The sequence below is a fragment of the Pseudomonas sp. FW300-N1A1 genome, assembly GCF_058789115.1.
Window position 1 is genome coordinate 94,739 of the sequence record NZ_JBYTBK010000012.1, and the last position, 18,314, is coordinate 113,052.

Below are 18,314 nucleotides of genomic sequence, written 5' to 3' on the forward strand. Positions count from 1 at the left end.
CGACTGCAGGCGCTGGCTGGCCGGCTCCTGCAGCGTTGTTTTGGTGCGTGCGCCGGGGGATTGGCCCGGCATTGGTTCATTTAGATGCCGCTGAGCATAGCGTCTGCAGGTGCGTCGGAGCGCTGCTTGGCTGTCAGTTGGAAGTAGATGAAGCCCACTGCCATGAAACCGAGGAAAATCAGGCCGATCAAGGTATTGAACCAGGCCATTGCCACCAGGCAGACAATCGCCAGGAACAGCGCGATCCCTGGAACGATCGGATAGCCCGGTGCACGGAAGGTGCGTTCCAGGTTCGGCTCGGTTTTACGCAGTTTGAACAGGCTCAGCATACTGATGATGTACATCACGATGGCGCCGAATACCGACATGGTGATCATCGCCGCCGTCAGGGTCATGCCTTGCAGGTTGACCAGGCCATCACTGTAGATCGCCGCAATGCCGATCACCCCACCGGCCAGAATTGCCCGGTGCGGGGTCTGGAAGCGCGACAGCTTGGCCAGGCCACGGGGCAGGTAACCAGCGCGGGCGAGGGCGAAGAACTGCCGCGAGTAGCCCAGGATGATGCCATGGAAGCTCGCCACCAGGCCAAACAGGCCGATCCACACCAGCATGTGCATCCAGGTCGAGTTGTTGCCGACCACCGCTTTCATTGCTTGAGGCAACGGGTCGTTGATGTTCGACAGTTGGCGCCAGTCGCCGACGCCGCCGGCCATGATCATGACGCCGATGGCCAGGAACACCAGTGTCAGGATGCCGCTGACATAGGCCCGTGGAATGGTGCGTTTCGGGTCCTTGGCTTCTTCGGCGGCCATGGCCGCGCCTTCGATGGCCAGGAAGAACCAGATGGCAAAGGGAATCGCCGCGAAAATCCCGGGGATCGAACCCAGGGTGAATTCACTGGAGCCGGACCAGCCGTTGAGCACGAAGTTACTGAAGCTGAAGCCCGGCGCTACCACGCCCATGAACACCAGCAGTTCGGCCACGGCCAGCACGGTCACCACCAGTTCGAAGGTTGCGGCAATGCTGACGCCCAGGATGTTCAGGGTCATGAACACGAAATAAGCGCCGACTGCGGCGAGTTTCGGGTCCAGTTCCGGGTACTGCACGTTCAGGTAGGCGCCGATGGCCATGGCGATGGCCGGCGGGGCGAACACGAACTCGATCAAGGTGGCGATCCCGGCAATCAGGCCGCCTTTTTCGCCAAATGCCCGTCGGCTGTAGGCGAAGGGGCCTCCCGCGTGAGGAATGGCGGTGGTCAATTCGGTGAAGCTGAAGATGAAGCAGGCGTACATCGTCGCCACCATCAGGGCGGTGACGAGAAAACCCAGGGTGCCTGCGGTGCCCCAGCCGTAACTCCAGCCGAAGTATTCGCCGGAAATCACCAGGCCGACGGCAATGCCCCATAGGTGCAGGGTGCCGAGTGTGGGTTTGAGTTGTGTGGTGGAAGTCATAAGTCCTCTCTGTCTTTTTTATTGTTGGATCTGGTGGACTTTCGGTGTGGCTGTTTGAGTGAGTGGGTGCTGTTCACGCAGCGGCGGTTTTCTTGCAGATCCTGAATGGCGGGTACGCAAAGCCCGTGCCAGAGCGGCCAGGCCTTGGGTGTTGTGTCATTAAGGACGCCTTCGCGGGCAAGCCCGCTCCCACAGGGCTCTGTGTCAGGTCTTCAAAAAAGTCGATTCACCACAAAAACCTGTGGGAACGAGCCGGCTCGCGATGACTATCGAAAGGGCGGTGCAGCGTTAACTGCACCGCCCCCGGTTTTTAGAAGAAGCCCAGCGGGTTGATGTCGTAGCTCACCAGCAGGTTTTTGGTCTGCTGATAGTGATCGAGCATCATTTTGTGGGTCTCACGGCCGACGCCGGACTTCTTGTAACCGCCGAACGCGGCGTGCGCCGGGTACAGGTGGTAGCAGTTGGTCCACACACGGCCGGCCTTGATGGCGCGGCCCATGCGGTAGGCGCGGTTGATGTCGCGGGTCCAGAGGCCGGCGCCCAGGCCGAACTCGGTGTCGTTGGCGATGGCCAGGGCCTCGGCTTCGTCCTTGAAGGTGGTGATGCTCACCACCGGGCCGAAGATTTCTTCCTGGAACACACGCATTTTGTTGGTGCCCTTGAGCAGGGTCGGCTGGATGTAATACCCGCTCGCCAGGTTGCCCTCGAGTTTTTCCACCTTGCCGCCGGTCAGCAGTTCGGCGCCTTCGCCCTTGGCGATTTCCAGGTACGAGAGGATTTTGTCGAACTGCTGCTCGGACGCCTGGGCGCCGACCATGGTGTCGGTGTCCAGCGGGTCGCCACGTTTGATTTGCAGGACCTTGTTCATGACCACTTTCATGAACTCGTCGTAGATCGACTCCTGCACCAGTGCGCGGGACGGGCAGGTGCAGACTTCGCCCTGGTTGAAGAACGCCAGCACCAGGCCTTCGGCGGCTTTTTCAATGAAGGCCGGCTCGGCCTGCATGATGTCGGCGAAGAAGATGTTCGGCGATTTGCCGCCCAGTTCCACGGTGGACGGAATGATGTTTTCAGCAGCGCATTTCATGATGTGCGAGCCGACCGGCGTCGAGCCGGTAAAGGCGATCTTGGCGATGCGCTTGCTGGTGGCCAGGGCTTCGCCGGCTTCTTTGCCGAACCCTTGCACCACGTTCAGCACGCCGGGTGGCAGCAGGTCGCCGATCAGCTCCAGCAGCACGGTGATGCCCAGCGGCGTTTGCTCGGCGGGCTTGAGTACCACGCAGTTACCGGCCGCCAGGGCCGGAGCCAGTTTCCAGGCAGCCATCAGGATCGGGAAGTTCCACGGGATGATCTGCCCGACCACGCCCAGGGGTTCATGGATGTGATAGGCCACGGTGTTGCCGTCGATTTCCGCAGCACTGCCTTCCTGGGCCCGCAGGCAACCGGCGAAGTAGCGGAAGTGATCCGCGGCCAGCGGGATGTCGGCGTTGAGGGTTTCGCGCACGGCTTTGCCGTTGTCCCAACTTTCGGTGATTGCCAGGACTTCCAGGTTCTGTTCGATGCGGTCGGCAATTTTCAGCAGCACCAGCGAACGCGCCTGGGCAGAAGTGCTGCCCCAGGCATCGGCGGCTGCGTGGGCAGCGTCCAGGGCCTTTTCGATGTCTTCGGCCGTGGAGCGGGGGAATTCGGCAATCGGTTGGCCGTTGACCGGCGAGGTGTTGGTGAAGTACTGGCCTTTGACAGGCGCGACGAACTCGCCGCCGATGTAGTTACCGTATTTGCTCTTGAACGAAACGATAGCGCCTGCAGTACCGGGGTGAGCGTAACGCATGATGAGTGTCTCCTTGGCTTTTGTGCTTATAAGGGAGTACGCGCAATAAGCGCTTGTATAAGCGTAAAGCAAAGGTCGGGCCACTGCGCAGCAGGTCAGGTAAATCAAGGGGTTACGTAGTTGTTGAAGGTGCTGTCATCAGGGCCTGTGACGGATGCGGTACAAGGCCTGTGACACTTTGTACCGCTTGTGGCACAGCCTGTGACTGGCAGGTCAGGCCGGCATTGTAATACGGTTGAGGCTGGAGGATGCTGGGCGTCACCTCACACAAGGCCTACCAGCCCCGGGGAGAACAATAAGAAATGCACGACAACCATTTGAGTCGCCATGCCCGGCAAGTGCTGACCGTCACTCAAGGCAAGCACCAGTTGCATGGGCCGGGCAGTGATCCGTCCATTGTCCGTTCGTGGCTGCGTTGCCTTGAGGATTATCACCTCGACCCGGCCCTGACCATGGCACCGACGGTGCTTGAGCACGGTCGCGTGCTTGAGAGTCGTGAGCGCCTGCAGCAAGTGCTGCACATTGCCGGTGGCGAAATGAACAGCCTGCATCAGCAATTGTCCGGAGCCGGCCACGCGGTGCTCCTGACCGACGCCCGCGGGGTCATCCTCAACTGCGTCACGGCGCCCGCCGAACGCAAGATCTTCGAGCGCGCCGGTCTCTGGCTGGGCGCCGACTGGAGTGAGGCCTGCGAAGGCACCAATGGCATCGGCACCTGCCTGGTGGAGCGCCAGTCGCTGACCATTCACCAGGATGAACACTTTCGCGGTCGCCACACGGGACTGACCTGCTCGGCAAGCCCGGTGTTCGATCCCCATGGCGAACTGCTGGCGGTGCTCGACGTGTCGTCGGCGCGCCACGATGTCTCGCGCCAGAGCCAGTTCCACACCATGGCGCTGGTCAACCTCTCGGCGAAGATGATCGAGAGCTGCTACTTCCTGCGCTATTTCGACAACCAGTGGTTACTGCGTTTTCACCTGCAGGCCGAGTCCGTGGGGTTGTTCAGTGAAGGGCTACTAGCGTTCGATGGGGAAGGGCGGATCAGTGCGGTCAACCAGAGTGCGCTGAACCTGTTGGGGCATATTCGCGGCGGGCTGCTGGGCAAGCCGGTGGAGGCGTTTTTCGACTGCTCACTGGATGATCTGTTGGGCCGGGCAAGCGCCAATGCCAGTGCCAGTTGGCCGTTGCGCACCCGCGACGGGCGGCATCTGTTTGCCGTGGTGCGGGGGCAGACGCGCCGTGCTCCGGTGCCGGTGATGCCGGCAGCGGTGGCCCCTGAACGTTCGGCGTTGGCGGGTATTTGCCTGGGCGACGAAGGCTTGCAGGCGGACTTTCGCAAAGCCTTGCGGGTGTTTGAGCGTGATGTGCCGCTGCTGATCAATGGCGAAACCGGCTCCGGCAAGGAGGCTTTCGCCAAAGCCGTGCATCAGGCCAGTCAGCGTGCCGAAAAGGCCTTCGTCGCCCTCAACTGCGCGGCCATCCCTGAAAGCCTGATCGAGAGCGAACTGTTCGGTTATCGCGGCGGCAGCTTTACCGGTGCGCGCAAAGAGGGCATGCGCGGCAAGTTGCAGCAGGCCGATGGCGGTACCTTGTTCCTCGATGAAATCGGCGACATGCCCCTGGCCTTGCAGACCCGGTTGTTACGGGTGCTGGAAGACCGCCAGGTGGTCCCGATCGGGGGTGAGCCGGAATCGGTCAACGTGCGGATCATCAGTGCGACCCACCGAGATCTGCTGGGGCGGGTGCAGGACGGTAGCTTCCGCGAAGATCTGTATTACCGGCTCAATGGACTGGAAGTCGCGCTGCCGGCATTGCGCGAACGAACGGACAAATCCCTGTTGCTGGATTTCCTGCTGGCCGAAGAAGCGGGGGGTGAAGGGATCGTGATCGAGGCCGCGGCGCGCCAGGCCCTGCTGGGATTTGACTGGCCGGGCAACGTACGTCAGTTGCGCAACGTGTTAAGGACCTTGGCGGCCTTGTGTGAGGACGGGCGAATCAGGGTGGAGGACTTGCCGGCAATCATCCGCCAGGCCCGACCCGCGGTGGCGTTGGTCGCCGAGGCACTGTCGGAGCATCCACTGGACGATGCCGAGCGCCTGGCCCTGCTCAATGCCCTGGAGCAACAGCGCTGGCACATGACCCATACCGCCGAACAGCTGGGGGTCAGCCGTAACACACTCTATAGAAAGCTGCGTAAGCATGGGATTACGCGGTAGAGAGTACGGCCTTGAATAACACTGAGCGACAGTTGCTCAGCGAAAGAATATGTCCGGGAGGTCATCAAATAGGTCATCGTCAAAGTTCATGGCCTTCTGATACTCCCTTTGCGCCTTGAGCCAGGCTTTCAGGGTTTTTGGATCCTTCAGTTCTTCACACAGGATGCTCAGCTCTTCGGTGTCGATGAGTAGCATCTTGAGTTGATATTGGTACTTGCCAGACAGATTCTGAGGAGTCACCTCATCGAACGGATCGAGGTTGAATTGCTGTTTGAATATCCGCTCCTGGGCGATCACCTCCTGCCGCAGCTCGTTGAACTGCTCGGTGAGTATCTGGTTGTAGTGCTTGAGTCGGTCGGCGGAAAGTGTGCCGAGGGTGTCCGCGTCGATGTGCTCTATTTCCAGCTGCAGGTGCAATAGTTCAAGCAGGTTCCGTTCGCTATAGGCGTGGTTGGCACGTTGCATCAGCACGGTCTTGCGTTCGCGCTCGTCGGGATCGGTTTCTCGGTCAGGGTGTAGGGCGCTGGCCAGCTTGCGGTAAACTTCGCGCACAGATTGGCTGGCTTGGGCGGCCTCTGCTTCCTCGCGCAGTTGGCGCGCGGTTTTTTTACCCGGTTTTTGTTGCTGTGCCGTTTGCTCGGTTTGTTGCCGCTCGTAGATTTTTTGCGCAATGTCATCAGCAGACTTCATGTCGATATCGTCGTCCAGCTCAACGCCGAACATCTCTTGCAGTCCCTGCATGAATAGCTCGTCTTCTTCACGTTCATCGGCATCGAAGTCACGGCCGCTGTGTTTGTTGTACAGCGCTTTGAGGATTGCCTCTTCCTCATCGTTGCAACTGTCGCTATCGATCAATGAGAAGGCTTGGGCGCAAATTCCCTGCGTCAATGTCTGGCGATCGGTTTTCGAGAGCTTGGTCCGTTCGCTGAGGTCATCAAGGACATGCACGAGCTCAAGAGTCTGTTGATGAAGTTTGCCGAGTTGGGGGATGAACTCAGAGTGCCAGCGTTCGATATAAAGCGGGGTTGAGGTTTCCCATGCCTGGAGAAGCTGACTCTGTTTTTCGATCTTCTTGACAAGCCCGTTGAATTTTCGTTGCCCGGCGGACAGTTTTTTCGTTCCTGAGTCAGGAGTGATGCTGAGCTGAGTAGTGTTGTTATTCATGAGAGGGCTCAAGGTGATCATCCCCAAGGTAGAGGCGGTATTATCGCGGCGGATCATGCCAAATGTGTTGCCATATAGCGCGGGACGATTCTGAATGTTGTATAGCGTGATGGGAAGCCACCGTCGGGCCGGCTAAACACAAGGTGCGAATTTTCCCACCCTACGCTAACCTGCCTCGATGTTTTACGAGGTTGACTATGCACATTCATATTCTGGGTATCTGCGGCACTTTCATGGGTTCGATGGCGGTTCTGGCCAAAGAGCTGGGCCACCGTGTGACCGGCTCCGACGCCAATGTCTATCCACCGATGAGCACTCAGCTGGAGGCTCAGGGCATTGAGTTGACGCAAGGCTACGATCCGGCGCAACTCGATCCGGCACCGGACCTGGTGGTGATCGGCAACGCCATGTCCCGCGGCAACCCGGCGGTCGAATACGTGTTGAACAAAGGTTTGCCTTACGTCTCCGGCCCGCAATGGCTGGCCGACCACGTGCTGCAAGGCCGCTGGGTACTCGCCGTCGCAGGCACCCACGGCAAGACCACCACCAGCAGCATGCTCGCCTGGGTGCTGGAACACGCCGGCATGAGCCCGGGTTTCCTGATCGGTGGCGTACCACAGAACTTCTCGGTGTCGGCCCGCCTGGGCGATACGCCATTCTTCGTGATCGAAGCCGACGAATACGACAGCGCCTTTTTCGACAAGCGCTCGAAGTTCGTGCACTACCGCCCGCGGACCGCGATCCTCAATAACCTTGAGTTCGATCACGCCGATATTTTTCCCGATCTGCCGGCCATCGAACGGCAATTCCACCATTTGGTGCGCACCATCCCGAGTGAAGGCCTGGTGATTCACCCGACCACCGAGCCGGCCTTGCAGCGGGTGATCGAGATGGGCTGCTGGACTCCGGTGCAAACCACGGGGGCGGGCGGGCAGTGGCAGGTCAAGCTGTTGAGTGAAGATGGCTCCCGTTTCGAAGTGATGTTCGAAGGCGTCGCGCAAGGCGTGGTCGACTGGGACATGACCGGTCAACACAACGTGGCCAACGCCCTGGCGACGCTGGCTGCCGCTCGTCATGTGGGCGTGGTTCCGGCCATGGGCATCGCTGCATTGAGCGCGTTCAAAAGCGTGAAGCGTCGGATGGAAGTCGTGGCGCAGGTTAACGGCATTACCATTTACGATGACTTTGCCCACCACCCGACCGCCATCGCCACCACCCTCGACGGCCTGCGCAAACGCATTGGCGACGCGCCGTTGATCGCGATCATCGAGCCGCGCTCCAACTCGATGAAGCTCGGCGCACACCGTGACGGTTTGCCGGAAAGCGTGGTCGATGCCGATCAGGTGATCTGGTATGCCCCGGCCAACCTGGGCTGGGACCTGGCCGGTACCGCCACGCAGTGCACGGTGCCCTCGATCGTCAGCGACTCGCTGGAAGGCATCATCGAGCGGGTCAAGAGCCAGGCCCGGCCTGGCACCCATGTGGTGATTATGAGCAACGGCGGCTTCGGCGGCCTGCACGGCAAACTGGCCGAGGCGCTTAAATGAACAACGGTCCGGACCGCGTCACGCTGGCCATGACCGGCGCCTCTGGCGCCCAGTACGGCTTGCGGCTGCTCGATTGCCTGGTGCGTGAAGACCGGGAGGTGCATTTCCTGATCTCCAAGGCCGCGCAACTGGTGATGGCCACCGAGACCGATGTCACGCTCCCGGCCAAGCCGCAAATGATGCAGGCCTTCCTCACCGAGTACACCGGTGCGGTGGCCGGGCAGATTCGGGTCTACGGCAAGGAAGACTGGATGTCGCCGGTGGCCTCGGGCTCTGGCTCGCCAGCGGCGATGGTGGTGGTGCCGTGCTCCACCGGGACGTTGTCGGCAATCGCGACGGGCGCCTGCAACAACCTGATCGAGCGCGCCGCCGACGTGACGTTGAAAGAGCGTCGGCAGCTGATTCTGGTGCCGCGCGAGGCACCGTATTCCAGTATTCACCTGGAAAACATGCTCAAGCTGTCGAACATGGGCGTGACCATTCTTCCCGCGTCACCGGGTTTCTATCACCAGCCGCAGACCATCGATGACCTCGTGGATTTTGTCGTGGCGCGGATTCTCAATGTGCTGAACATCCCGCAAGACATGCTGCCGCGCTGGGGCGAGCACCATCTCAGCAGCGATGAATAAGCTGCTGGCGATTCTGCTGGCATTGCAACTGGCCGGCTGCGCCACCGTGCGCACCCTGGACGCCGCCAAGCCGGGAGCGCCGCTGGTGTACTCGGGAACCCGACTCGATCTGTATGTGATGCAGGGCGGATGCTGCGCGATGGACCGGTTTGGCGCTGAAGCGCCGAGCTATCCAGGCCTTGATTTGCCGGCTAGCGCACTGCTCGACACGTTGCTGTTGCCGTTGTCGGTCTTGACGGTACTGGGCGTTGGGTTTCAGGCGACGGGCGGGTTGTAGCGCTCAGCCCGGTTCCTTGATGCATGGCCTGTGGCGAGCGAGCTTGCTCGCGCTGGGCTGCGCAGCAGCCCAAAAAAGGGTCGCCGAGGTTTATCTGAAAGACAGTAATCGTCTTGTTGGGGCCGCTGTGCAGCCCAGCGGGAGCAAGCTCCCTCGCCACAGGGACGGTGTTGGTTTGTGACACTACTTGCCTAACTTGCGCAACTCATCCGACTCGACAATCCGCACGCCATCCTGTTCTTCCAGCGCCAGGCGCCACATGGCGCGGGCCAGTTGGCAGGCTTCGATGCCATGGTATTTGCCCGGAAGCAGCCGCGACAACGGGCCGGCAACTTTCTCGGCCAGACGTGGCTCCAGGCGTTCCCCCAGCAGCAGGGAAGGCCGGCAGATGGTCAGTTGCGGCCAGTTCTGGGCGCGCAGGGCCTGCTCCATTTCACCTTTGACGCGGTTGTAGAACACTGACGATTTTGGATCGGCACCCAGGGCGCTGATCACGATCAGGTGCCGTGCGCCCATTTCGCGCGCACGTTTGGCGAAGGCCACCACCATGTCCAGGTCGACGGCGCGGAAGGCCTGTTCGGAGCCGGCCTTCTTGATGGTCGTGCCCAGGCAGCAGTAGGCGGTGTCCACCCGTCCGCTGAGTTGTGGCAGGAATACTGTCGGCTCGCCGACCGGATTTTCAAGGTGGGGATGTTCGGCCAGTGGCCGGCGTGATGGTGCCAGCACGCGGCTGACAGTCGGCTCACTGAGCAGGCGATCAAGCAAATGTTCACCGGTCAGGCCGGTGGCTCCAGCGAGCAGTATGTGCTGAGGCGTCAAGTACATAGTGTTTCTCCCTTGATACTGTTCAGCTTAGTTGCTCTTTGTTTCCTTGCTGTCCGAGGCGGCACTTTGCAGGGCTTTTCTTGCTTGTTGCTTGCGCAGGGCTTGCCAGCGCGCTAGAACGCCCTTGGGCGCCCAGATTTGTGGTTCGGAGGCTTCGAAGCTGTCCGCCAGCTCGCGCTCGGCGACTGCTGCCTTGGCCAGCTTGAACGCTTGCTCCAGATCGTCGCTCTGGTTCAGGGCCTGGGCGAACAGGGCATCGCCGAAGTAAGTGAAGTCCGCTTCCTCCGAGCAGCCGAAGGACACCCTATCGGCGCGGGAGGCGGTCATGATCAGGGTGCGTTCGTCTTTGAGCGCCGGGATGAAACCGCCGGAATAGCAGGCGGAAATCACGATGATCTTGTCGCGGTTTTTCAGCGGGGCCAGTACGCTGGCCAATTCATCGGCCGGCAGGTCGGCCAGCTCCATTCGGGGCTGGTCGAGTACCAGTTCGTGTTCTTGAGTGCCATGACTGGTCAGGTAGATGAACAGCAAGTCTTCCGACCCGCTGCGTTCGGCCAGGGTCAGGGCGGCGCGACGCAGGTTTTCGCGGGTGGCCATTGGCCGGTCACCGAGGTGCTCGCGATGATTGACCAGGCGGATCTGGCCGTAGGCGCCGAAGCGGCTGGCGAGCATGTTGCTGACGTAGTCGGACTCGCGCAGGAACACGCTCTGCTTGCCATCACCGCCCAGTGTCAGGCTGTACAGCTCGATCGCAGGCGTTGAGGCCGGCACATTGGCCAGTGCCGCTTCGAGCAACCGTCCCTGCGCGAGCAGCCCCAGTTCGAGGGTGTCGGGCAGCAATTTGCCATCAGCATCGCGTACGCGTTGACCGTTGATCCACTCACCGCTTTGCACCGTGCCATCGGTCAGTACCAGGGTGCCATGCCCCTGATAACTGTCATTGTCGAACTGACCGATGTAAAAACTGCCGTCGGCCAGGTTCAGGCGACCCTGCCCGGTGAAGCGCCAGTCGCTGAAGTGGCCGATATAGTGGCTGTTGTCAGCGCCGATCAACTCGCCCTTGCCATTGAGGGCGCCTTCCTTGAACTGGCCGATCCAGACATCGCCGTCGGCGTTTTCGTAGCGACCCTTGCCATGTAGCTGATTCTGTTTGAAACCGCCGGCATAGGCGTCGCCTTCGGCGCTGCTGAAGGTGCCGTTGCCGTCCAGCTGGCCATCGACGAAATGCCCACTGAACTGATTGCCGCTGGCATCGCTGCGCTGGCCTTCGCCATTGGGTTTGCCATGGGCGAATTGGCCCTGGTACTGGCTGCCATCTTCGAGCTCCAGGCGTCCGAGACCGGAATACTGATCGGCCTTGAACTCGCCGCGGTACATCATGCCGCTTTCCTTGAGCGTGCCCTCGCCCTCGCGTCGACCCAGTTTGAAACCACCGGTGTAGCTGCTGTCCTGAGTGGTCAGCGTGCCCTGGCCATGGAACAGGCCCTGGTGGAAGCCGCCGCGATAAACCTCGCCATTGCTGCCGTGCCATTCGCCCTGACCATGCCACTGGCCCTTGTCGAACTGGCCGGCATACCAACTGCCGTTCGGGTAGTCGATGCGACCCTCGCCTTGCAGCAAGCCATTGACCAGATCGCCCCGATACCGACCACCATCGGGCAGCCGTGCGTCAGGCGGCAAAAGCGATTCGCCGTCGCCACATGCGGTGAGCAACAGGGTCAGTGCAAGAGGTGCAAGTGAGCGCATAGCAGGATCCGGGCAATTAGGCGACCGAGTATGCCGCAGCTATGTGTCTGATATATAGAGACGCGGTGCGAAACAGCTACAGCCGCCTCGCACCCGACAAGGGTTACACGAACGCCAGCGACAGCGATTCAGCGACGTACGCCGGTTTTTCCTGACCTTCGATTTCCAGCGTGGCGATGGCCTTGAGCAGCCATTGGCCGGGTTTCTTCTCGGTCACTTCTCCCAGCTCGACCTTGAGGCGAACCCTGGAATTGACTTTCACCGGTTGAATGAAACGCACGCTGTCCAGGCCGTAGTTGACCAACATCTTCGCGCCTTGCGGCAGGATGAGGATGTCTTCCATCAGTTTCGGAATCAGTGACAGCGACAGGAAGCCGTGGGCAATCGTGCCGCCAAACGGGGTTTGTGCTGCCTTGACCGGATCAACGTGGATGAACTGAAAATCGCCTGTGGCTTCAGCGAACAGGTTGATGCGTTCCTGATCGATGGTGAGCCATTCGGAACGTCCGAGTTCCTTGCCGACATAATCATTGAGCTCTGCAACTGGAACATAGGGCATTGAGACTCTCCTTGAGTTCATCACTTTTATAGTTTTTGAGTGGGGGCCGGGGCCCGAACAACCACTTTAGATCATCATGGCGGTTTGTTCCGGTCAAGCTTCCATACCTTTGGCGAATACCCATGCATAGCAGATGCCATGCTTATAATGTCCGGCCCGCTTGTGGGGGGGACAAGTTTTGCTGGAGATGTCGAATGTTGCTTCGCGGCCTGACCTGGCTGGTGCTGTTTCAGTTGCTCGGCACCGCCATCAACCATCTGTTTGTGCCGGTGTTGCCGGGGCCGATCGTCGGTCTGCTGCTGTTGCTGGTGTTCTTGATCATCCGCGGTGAAGTGGGCGAGCCGTTGAACCTGGCGGCCGGCAGCCTGCTGCGTTACTTGCCGCTGCTGTTGGTACCGCCGGCCGTGGGTGTGATGGTGTATGCGGCCGATATCGCCGCCGATTTCTGGGCCATTGTCGGCGCGCTGGTCCTGTCGCTGCTGTTGTCCATGGCCTTTGCTGGCGTGCTGATGCAACGCATGGTCAAGCGTCAGGCGCAACGGGAGGACAGGCCATGATGGTGGATTGGCAAGGTGCATTGGCGGCGGTCATTCATCATCCGTTGTTCGGCATCGGCATTACCCTGGGGGCCTATCAGCTGGTGCTGGCGGCATTCGAGAAAACCCGCTGGATCTTTCTGCAGCCGGTGCTGGTCTCGATGTTGCTGGTGATCGGCGTGCTGCTCGCCTGTGGGTTGACCTACGCCGAATACCGTAAAAGTACGGAAATCCTCAGCATCCTGCTGGGACCGGCGACCGTCGCGCTGGCGGTACCGCTCTATCTCAATCTGCGGCGGATTCGCCAACTGTTCTGGCCAGTGTTTACTACGCTGGTGATAGGTGGCGTGGTCGCCACCGGCATGGGGGTGTTACTGGGCTGGTGGTTTGGCGCCGAGCACATGATCCTGATGACCATGGCGCCGAAGTCGGTGACCTCGCCGATCGCGATGCTGGTGGCCGAGCAGATTGGGGGTGTGGCGGCGTTGGCCGCGGTGTTCGTATTGATTACCGGGGTGATTGGGGCGATTTTCGGTCCGGCCCTTTTGACCCGGCTGGGTGTCCATGGACCCGAGGCGCGTGGCATGGCGTTGGGCATGACCGCCCATGCGGTAGGCACTTCGGTGGCCTTGCAGGAAAGTGAAGAGTGCGGTGCATTTGCCGCGTTGGCGATGAGCCTGATGGGCGTGGCCACGGCAGTGCTCCTGCCGTTGGCGGTGTCGATGGTGGTTTAAGGAAATCTTTATGAGTCTGGCGCTTTTCCCTCTGAACACGGTGCTGTTCCCTGGTTGTACCCTCGATTTGCAGATTTTCGAGGCGCGCTACCTGGACATGATTGGCCGCTGCATGAAGCAGGGCGAAGGCTTTGGCGTGGTGTGCATCCTGGAGGGCGAGGAAGTCGGTGCTGCCGCCAGCGGCTGTGCGGTTTTCGGGTGCGAAGCGCGGATCACCGACTTCACCCAGCAGGACAACGGTTTGCTGGGGATTCGTGTGCAGGGCGGGCGACGCTTTCATGTGCTGGGGGCCGACGTCCGCCAGGATCAGTTGATCGTCGCCGACGTCGAGTGGCTGGGGGAAGCGCCTGAACAATCGTTGCAGGATGAAGATGCCGATCTGATCGCCTTGCTCAAGGCATTGGCCGAACACCCGATGGTCGAGGCGCTGAATATGGGCGGCGAGGTTTCAGGCCGGCAATCGCTGGCCAATCAGTTGGCCTATCTGCTGCCGTTTTCGGAGCTGGACAAGATTGACTTGCTGCAGCTCGACGACCCACAGCAACGCCTGGATGCGATTCAGGCGTTGCTGGACAAGTTGCAGGGCGAGTTGTTTGTCTGATGTTTTGTCAGTAGGCATACCGCTCTATCGCATGGGGTAAATGCCACAACGCGAAGAATCCGAACAGTGCCACCATCGTTGGCAGTACCAGCCACCAGGCTTTTGCCGGCATCGCCTCCAGTGGTGCCTGGCGTTGACTCAACCACAGGCTGGCAGCGCAGACACAGGCTGCCAGCATGGCGCCAGCCAGCACATCGGTCGGCCAGTGGGCCCCCAGATAAACGCGCGACAAGGCAATCGTCAGGGCTGGCAAGCAGCCCAGCAGTAGCCAGGTCAGGCGCATCCGCTGCGGTTGGCCGCGACCGGCCAGCACGGCCAGGGTCAGGAACAGCGCAAACGAGCCTGAGGCGTGGCCGCTGGGCATGCTGTAGCTGGTCAACGGGTCGCTCAGCACTTCCGGGCGCACGCGGGCGAACAGGTGCTTGGTGCCGGTATTGGCCAGCGCGGTGATCAGCAGGGTGGCGCCGGCGAAGACCATGTGTCGCCATTGTCGAGTGACCAACAGCAGGATCGTCAGTGCCGCGCTGATCACCAGCATGTGCTTGAACTCGCCGAGCTGGGTGAACATCACCGCCAGTTCATCCAGCAAGGGGCTGCGGTGTTCCTGGACCAGTGTCATCAAACCCTGGTCGAAGGCCGTGAGGTGCGAGTAGCCGATAAACAGTCCGCCCAGTATCACCAGGCTGAGGCCGGAAATCAGCAGGGTGGCCCGGCGATGGCTGCGCAAGCTGCTGTTGATGCTCAGGCCGATCAATACCGCAATGCTGCCGACCACCAGCCCGGCCTGTGGCCAGAATCCTTCGGGCAATGGCAGGCGAATGGCGGCTCCGGTGGCCCAGCCCGGCAGCAGGTAAGCCACTGCCCAGCCCGCGCCAGCGAGCAGGCTCACCGCAAAAAAACGCGGGAAGGGCATGTCGAACATCCCGGCCACCATGGGCAGCATCGGCCGCAATGGCCCGATAAAGCGCCCGACCAGCAGGCTGGCGATCCCGTAGCGCTGGAAATAGGCTTCGGCGCTGCCGATCCACTCGGGGTGGTGTCGTAGCCCGGGCAGGCGTCGGATGTTCTGGTGGAAGTGCCGCCCCAGGAAGTACGACGCCACGTCACCCAGCATGCCGCCGAGAAAACCCAGCAGCAGGGTTTCGCCCAATGACAGGGCACCACTGCCGGCCAGTACGGCCACGGCAAACAGCAGTACGGTGCCGGGTACGATCAGGCCGGCAATCGCCAGGCACTCGACACAGGCGACGACGAATACCGCAACCGCCAGCCATTGCGGGTTTGCCGTCAACCAGACGGTCAGGCTATCGAGCCAAGGGCCCATAGAGACAACTCCATTGTTTTTCGTTAGTCCGCAGGGCGGTGGTTCAGATCAGCAAATAGTCGCGGCCTTCGACCTGGCCCCGGCGCAGAGGGTTCCGCGAGCAGTAGGGAGCGTAGGCACTGTCGACGAAGCGGTACATCAGGTGTTCGTCACGGCCATGGGGGATGCCCAGGCGCGTGGTCTGAATAACACGATTGGGCGGCCTGCCGATGTCTTCGACAAACAGTACTTCATGGTCGAAGCGCTTGGCATCCCAGATCGGTACCTTCAACCCCAGCGCCTTGCACAGCAGCGTCTGGCCGGCGCAGAGCTTTTGCGATGCGCGTGGCCGGCCATTGGTGTCGGGGTTGTTGAGCAGCATCTGGGCCAGGCTTGCCGGCCCGGATACGTCATCGACCCAGGGGTAGGCCGACTTGATCAGCACCGCATTGCCCGGCCCGTGTGCGCTGAAGTTCAGTGAGTCACCGCCCCGGGCGTAGTACATATAGATGTGACCGCCATCCAGAAACAAAGCCTTACGCTTTTCTGTATAGCCAAGGGAGGCGTGACTGCCTTTTTCATCACAGTAATAGGCTTCGGTCTCGATAATGCGCGCCGAAAGCCACAGATCGCCGACCCGATGACGGATCACTTTGCCCAGCAGTTCACAGGCCAGCAGTTGAGCGTCGCGGTTGAAAAAGCTGTCGGGCAGGGCTTTTGGCGGCTTCGGAGTGCTCGGCTTGGGCATGGGGGCAGCGTTATAGAGACCAAATATGACGTTATGATAACAACGACGGCCTTAATCGAGGCTGAATGCTGTCTATTTTGACCATCCGCCCGTCACCGCTGTTAGTAGGCGGGCGCGGCAGCTATAATCTTCCGTTTCCTCTTTGCCAAGACCACACCAGACCATGACTGAGTCCGTTCTTGACTACATGACCCGTTTGGGTCGCGCTGCCCGCGACGCTTCCCGCGTGATCGGCCGTGCCAGTACCGGGCAGAAAAACCGTGCCCTGCTGGCGGCCGCCAACGCGCTGGATGCCGCTCGCGACGAGTTGACCGCCGCCAACGAACTTGACCTGGCCGCTGGCCGGGCCAATGGGCTTGAGCCGGCCATGCTCGAACGTCTGGCCCTGACCCCAGCACGCATCGACGGCATGATCGTCGGTTTGCGCCAGGTGGCGGCGTTGCCCGACCCGGTAGGCTCGATCCGCGACATGAGTTATCGGCCGTCAGGTATTCAGGTCGGCAAGATGCGCGTGCCCCTGGGTGTGGTGGGGATCATCTATGAGTCGCGGCCGAACGTGACCATCGATGCCGCGAGCCTGTGCCTGAAGTCGGGTAACGCGACCATCCTGCGCGGTGGTTCCGAGGCGATTCACTCCAACCGTGCCATTGCCGCCTGCATTCAGCGCGGCTTGGCCGAGGCCGGCTTGCCGGCGGCCGTGGTGCAAGTGGTCGAAACCACCGACCGCGCCGCCGTTGGCGCGCTGATCACCATGCCCGAGTACGTCGATGTGATTGTGCCGCGCGGCGGCAAGGGCCTGATCGAACGCGTCAGCCGCGATGCCCGCGTGCCGGTGATCAAGCACCTGGACGGCATCTGCCATGTCTACGTCAGTGCCCACGCCGAGCTGGCGAAGGCCCAGCGCATTGCGTTCAATGCCAAGACGTACCGCTACGGCATCTGCGGCGCCATGGAAACCCTGCTGGTCGACCAGGCGGTCGCCAAGGACTTCCTGCCGGCCATGGCTGCCCAGTTCCGCGAAAAAGGCGTTGAACTGCGTGGCTGCGAGCGTACCCGCGGCATCATCGACGCCGTGGCCGCGACCGAGGAAGACTGGAACACCGAATACCTGGCGCCGATTTTGTCGATCCTGGTGGTCGATGGCCTGGACCAGGCAATTGAACACATCAACCATTACGGCTCGCACCACACCGACTCGATCGTCAGCGAACACCAGGGCGAAGCCCGGCGTTTCGTGGCTGAAGTCGACTCGGCGTCGGTGATGATCAACACGCCAACGTGCTTTGCCGATGGATTCGAATACGGATTGGGTGCCGAGATTGGCATTTCTACTGATAAGCTGCACGCCCGTGGCCCGGTGGGGCTCGAAGGTCTGACCTGCGAGAAGTACATTGTGGTCGGTGATGGCCAGTTGCGCGGTCAGGAGTCGGTCTGACTTGGGCGACCTCGGCAAAAGCGCCGCTGCGACTGCCCTCGAACCCCGGCCTCGGCGCATTGGTGTCCTGGGCGGGACCTTCGATCCGGTGCACGTTGGCCATTTGCGCGGTGCGCTGGAAGTGGCCGAGTCATTGACGCTCGATGAGGTACGCCTGACGCCCAGCGCCAGGCCGCCCCATCGGGATACGCCGCAGGTATCGGCGCTTGACCGTCTGGCGATGGTCGAATGCGCGGTAGTTGGGGTTGCACCGTTGAAGGTGGACGACCGCGAGCTCAAGCGCGACAAACCGTCCTACACTATCGACACCCTGGAGCTGATGCGCGCGGAACTCGCCGCTGATGACCAGTTGTTTCTGCTTTTGGGCTGGGACGCATTTTGCGGCCTGCCCACTTGGCACCGCTGGGAAGAGTTGCTCCAGCATTGCCACATCCTGGTGCTGCAACGCCCGGATGCCGACAGCGAACCGCCGGATGCCTTGCGCAACCTGCTGGCAGCGCGCTCGGTGAGCGACCCGCTGGCCCTTGATGGGCCGAGTGGACAGATTGCATTCGTCTGGCAGACACCGCTCGCGGTATCCGCCACCCAGATCCGTCAACTGCTGGCCAGCGGTAAGTCGGTACGTTTCCTGGTGCCCGACGCGGTCCTGGCCTACATCGATGCGCACGGGCTTTACCGTGCGTCGAACTGAATAGGAGTGCTTCAAGGCACG

17 protein-coding genes are annotated in these 18,314 nt (G+C 61.1%); 9 read left to right on the forward strand and 8 right to left on the reverse strand.

Translation table 11 applies throughout. The features are described 5' to 3' along the window. Positions 1-80: 80 nt before the first annotated feature. Both eat and exaC read right to left on the reverse strand, forming a co-directional pair. Positions 81-1,451 (reverse strand): ethanolamine permease, encoded by a 1,371-nt coding sequence (eat, locus tag AC3WQN_RS11400; protein ID WP_103400411.1) that lies wholly within the window; start codon positions 1,449-1,451, stop codon positions 81-83. A gap of 310 nt (positions 1,452-1,761) precedes the next feature. Continuing rightward, positions 1,762-3,282 (reverse strand): acetaldehyde dehydrogenase ExaC, encoded by a 1,521-nt coding sequence (exaC, locus tag AC3WQN_RS11405; protein WP_103400410.1) that lies wholly within the window; start codon positions 3,280-3,282, stop codon positions 1,762-1,764. A 302-nt stretch (positions 3,283-3,584) separates the two neighbouring features. On the opposite strand from exaC, the gene AC3WQN_RS11410 reads away from it, so the two are divergent. Further along, complete coding sequence (locus AC3WQN_RS11410) at positions 3,585-5,498, forward strand: sigma-54-dependent Fis family transcriptional regulator (protein ID WP_103400409.1); 1,914 nt, start codon at positions 3,585-3,587, stop codon at positions 5,496-5,498. Between the two features lie 36 nt (positions 5,499-5,534). On the opposite strand, the gene AC3WQN_RS11415 is transcribed toward AC3WQN_RS11410, so the two are convergent. Next, positions 5,535-6,662, reverse strand: a complete 1,128-nt coding sequence (locus AC3WQN_RS11415) for a J domain-containing protein (protein WP_103400408.1) — start codon at positions 6,660-6,662, stop codon at positions 5,535-5,537. Between the two features lie 197 nt (positions 6,663-6,859). Here AC3WQN_RS11415 and mpl point away from each other — a divergent pair, with 197 nt between their 5' ends. The 3 genes from mpl to AC3WQN_RS11430 are packed head-to-tail and all read left to right on the forward strand — an operon-like array spanning position 6,860 to position 9,115. Then, positions 6,860-8,209: a UDP-N-acetylmuramate:L-alanyl-gamma-D-glutamyl-meso-diaminopimelate ligase gene (gene mpl / locus AC3WQN_RS11420; RefSeq protein WP_095145386.1), complete on the forward strand. Its 1,350-nt coding sequence runs from the start codon at positions 6,860-6,862 to the stop codon at positions 8,207-8,209. After that, positions 8,206-8,838: a flavin prenyltransferase UbiX gene (ubiX, locus tag AC3WQN_RS11425; RefSeq protein ID WP_095145387.1), complete on the forward strand. Its 633-nt coding sequence runs from the start codon at positions 8,206-8,208 to the stop codon at positions 8,836-8,838. Before mpl ends, ubiX begins: the two co-directional genes overlap by 4 nt. Next, positions 8,831-9,115, forward strand: coding sequence for a YceK/YidQ family lipoprotein (locus AC3WQN_RS11430; RefSeq protein WP_103400407.1), 285 nt, complete (start codon positions 8,831-8,833; stop codon positions 9,113-9,115). The genes ubiX and AC3WQN_RS11430 overlap by 8 nt, the downstream gene beginning before the upstream one ends. Before the next feature lie 183 nt (positions 9,116-9,298). Here AC3WQN_RS11430 and AC3WQN_RS11435 read toward each other — a convergent pair whose 3' ends face one another. The 3 genes from AC3WQN_RS11435 to AC3WQN_RS11445 all read right to left on the reverse strand — a co-directional run bounded on the left by AC3WQN_RS11435 (position 9,299) and on the right by AC3WQN_RS11445 (position 12,245). Continuing rightward, positions 9,299-9,940 (reverse strand): oxidoreductase, encoded by a 642-nt coding sequence (locus tag AC3WQN_RS11435; protein WP_103400406.1) that lies wholly within the window; start codon positions 9,938-9,940, stop codon positions 9,299-9,301. A gap of 27 nt (positions 9,941-9,967) precedes the next feature. Continuing rightward, the gene (locus tag AC3WQN_RS11440; RefSeq protein ID WP_103400405.1) at positions 9,968-11,686 is read right to left on the reverse strand and encodes a C13 family peptidase; all 1,719 of its coding nucleotides are present in this window, start codon (positions 11,684-11,686) and stop codon (positions 9,968-9,970) included. 103 nt (positions 11,687-11,789) lie between these two features. Next, a complete protein-coding gene (locus AC3WQN_RS11445; RefSeq protein WP_095080571.1) occupies positions 11,790-12,245 on the reverse strand; it encodes a MaoC family dehydratase in 456 nt (151 codons plus the stop codon). A gap of 194 nt (positions 12,246-12,439) precedes the next feature. Here AC3WQN_RS11445 and AC3WQN_RS11450 point away from each other — a divergent pair, with 194 nt between their 5' ends. Genes AC3WQN_RS11450 through AC3WQN_RS11460 form a run of 3 tightly spaced genes read left to right on the forward strand, consistent with a single transcriptional unit; the run spans position 12,440 to position 14,116 of the window. Next, a complete protein-coding gene (locus tag AC3WQN_RS11450; protein WP_103400404.1) occupies positions 12,440-12,802 on the forward strand; it encodes a CidA/LrgA family protein in 363 nt (120 codons plus the stop codon). A gap of 2 nt (positions 12,803-12,804) precedes the next feature. Further along, a complete protein-coding gene (locus AC3WQN_RS11455; RefSeq protein ID WP_172736545.1) occupies positions 12,805-13,515 on the forward strand; it encodes an LrgB family protein in 711 nt (236 codons plus the stop codon). 10 nt (positions 13,516-13,525) lie between these two features. Then, complete coding sequence (locus tag AC3WQN_RS11460) at positions 13,526-14,116, forward strand: LON peptidase substrate-binding domain-containing protein (protein ID WP_103400402.1); 591 nt, start codon at positions 13,526-13,528, stop codon at positions 14,114-14,116. A gap of 7 nt (positions 14,117-14,123) precedes the next feature. Here the strand turns inward: AC3WQN_RS11460 and AC3WQN_RS11465 are convergent, their stop codons facing one another. Both AC3WQN_RS11465 and AC3WQN_RS11470 read right to left on the reverse strand, forming a co-directional pair. Continuing rightward, positions 14,124-15,440, reverse strand: coding sequence for a bifunctional DedA family/phosphatase PAP2 family protein (locus tag AC3WQN_RS11465; RefSeq protein ID WP_103400401.1), 1,317 nt, complete (start codon positions 15,438-15,440; stop codon positions 14,124-14,126). A 43-nt stretch (positions 15,441-15,483) separates the two neighbouring features. Continuing rightward, on the reverse strand, positions 15,484-16,167 hold the full coding sequence (locus AC3WQN_RS11470) for a DNA-3-methyladenine glycosylase (protein WP_103400400.1): 684 nt from the start codon (positions 16,165-16,167) through the stop codon (positions 15,484-15,486). 163 nt (positions 16,168-16,330) lie between these two features. Here AC3WQN_RS11470 and AC3WQN_RS11475 point away from each other — a divergent pair, with 163 nt between their 5' ends. After that, positions 16,331-17,602: a glutamate-5-semialdehyde dehydrogenase gene (locus AC3WQN_RS11475; protein WP_103400399.1), complete on the forward strand. Its 1,272-nt coding sequence runs from the start codon at positions 16,331-16,333 to the stop codon at positions 17,600-17,602. Continuing rightward, positions 17,571-18,293: a nicotinate-nucleotide adenylyltransferase gene (nadD, locus tag AC3WQN_RS11480; protein WP_371850655.1), complete on the forward strand. Its 723-nt coding sequence runs from the start codon at positions 17,571-17,573 to the stop codon at positions 18,291-18,293. The genes AC3WQN_RS11475 and nadD overlap by 32 nt, the downstream gene beginning before the upstream one ends. Positions 18,294-18,314 lie beyond the last annotated feature (21 nt).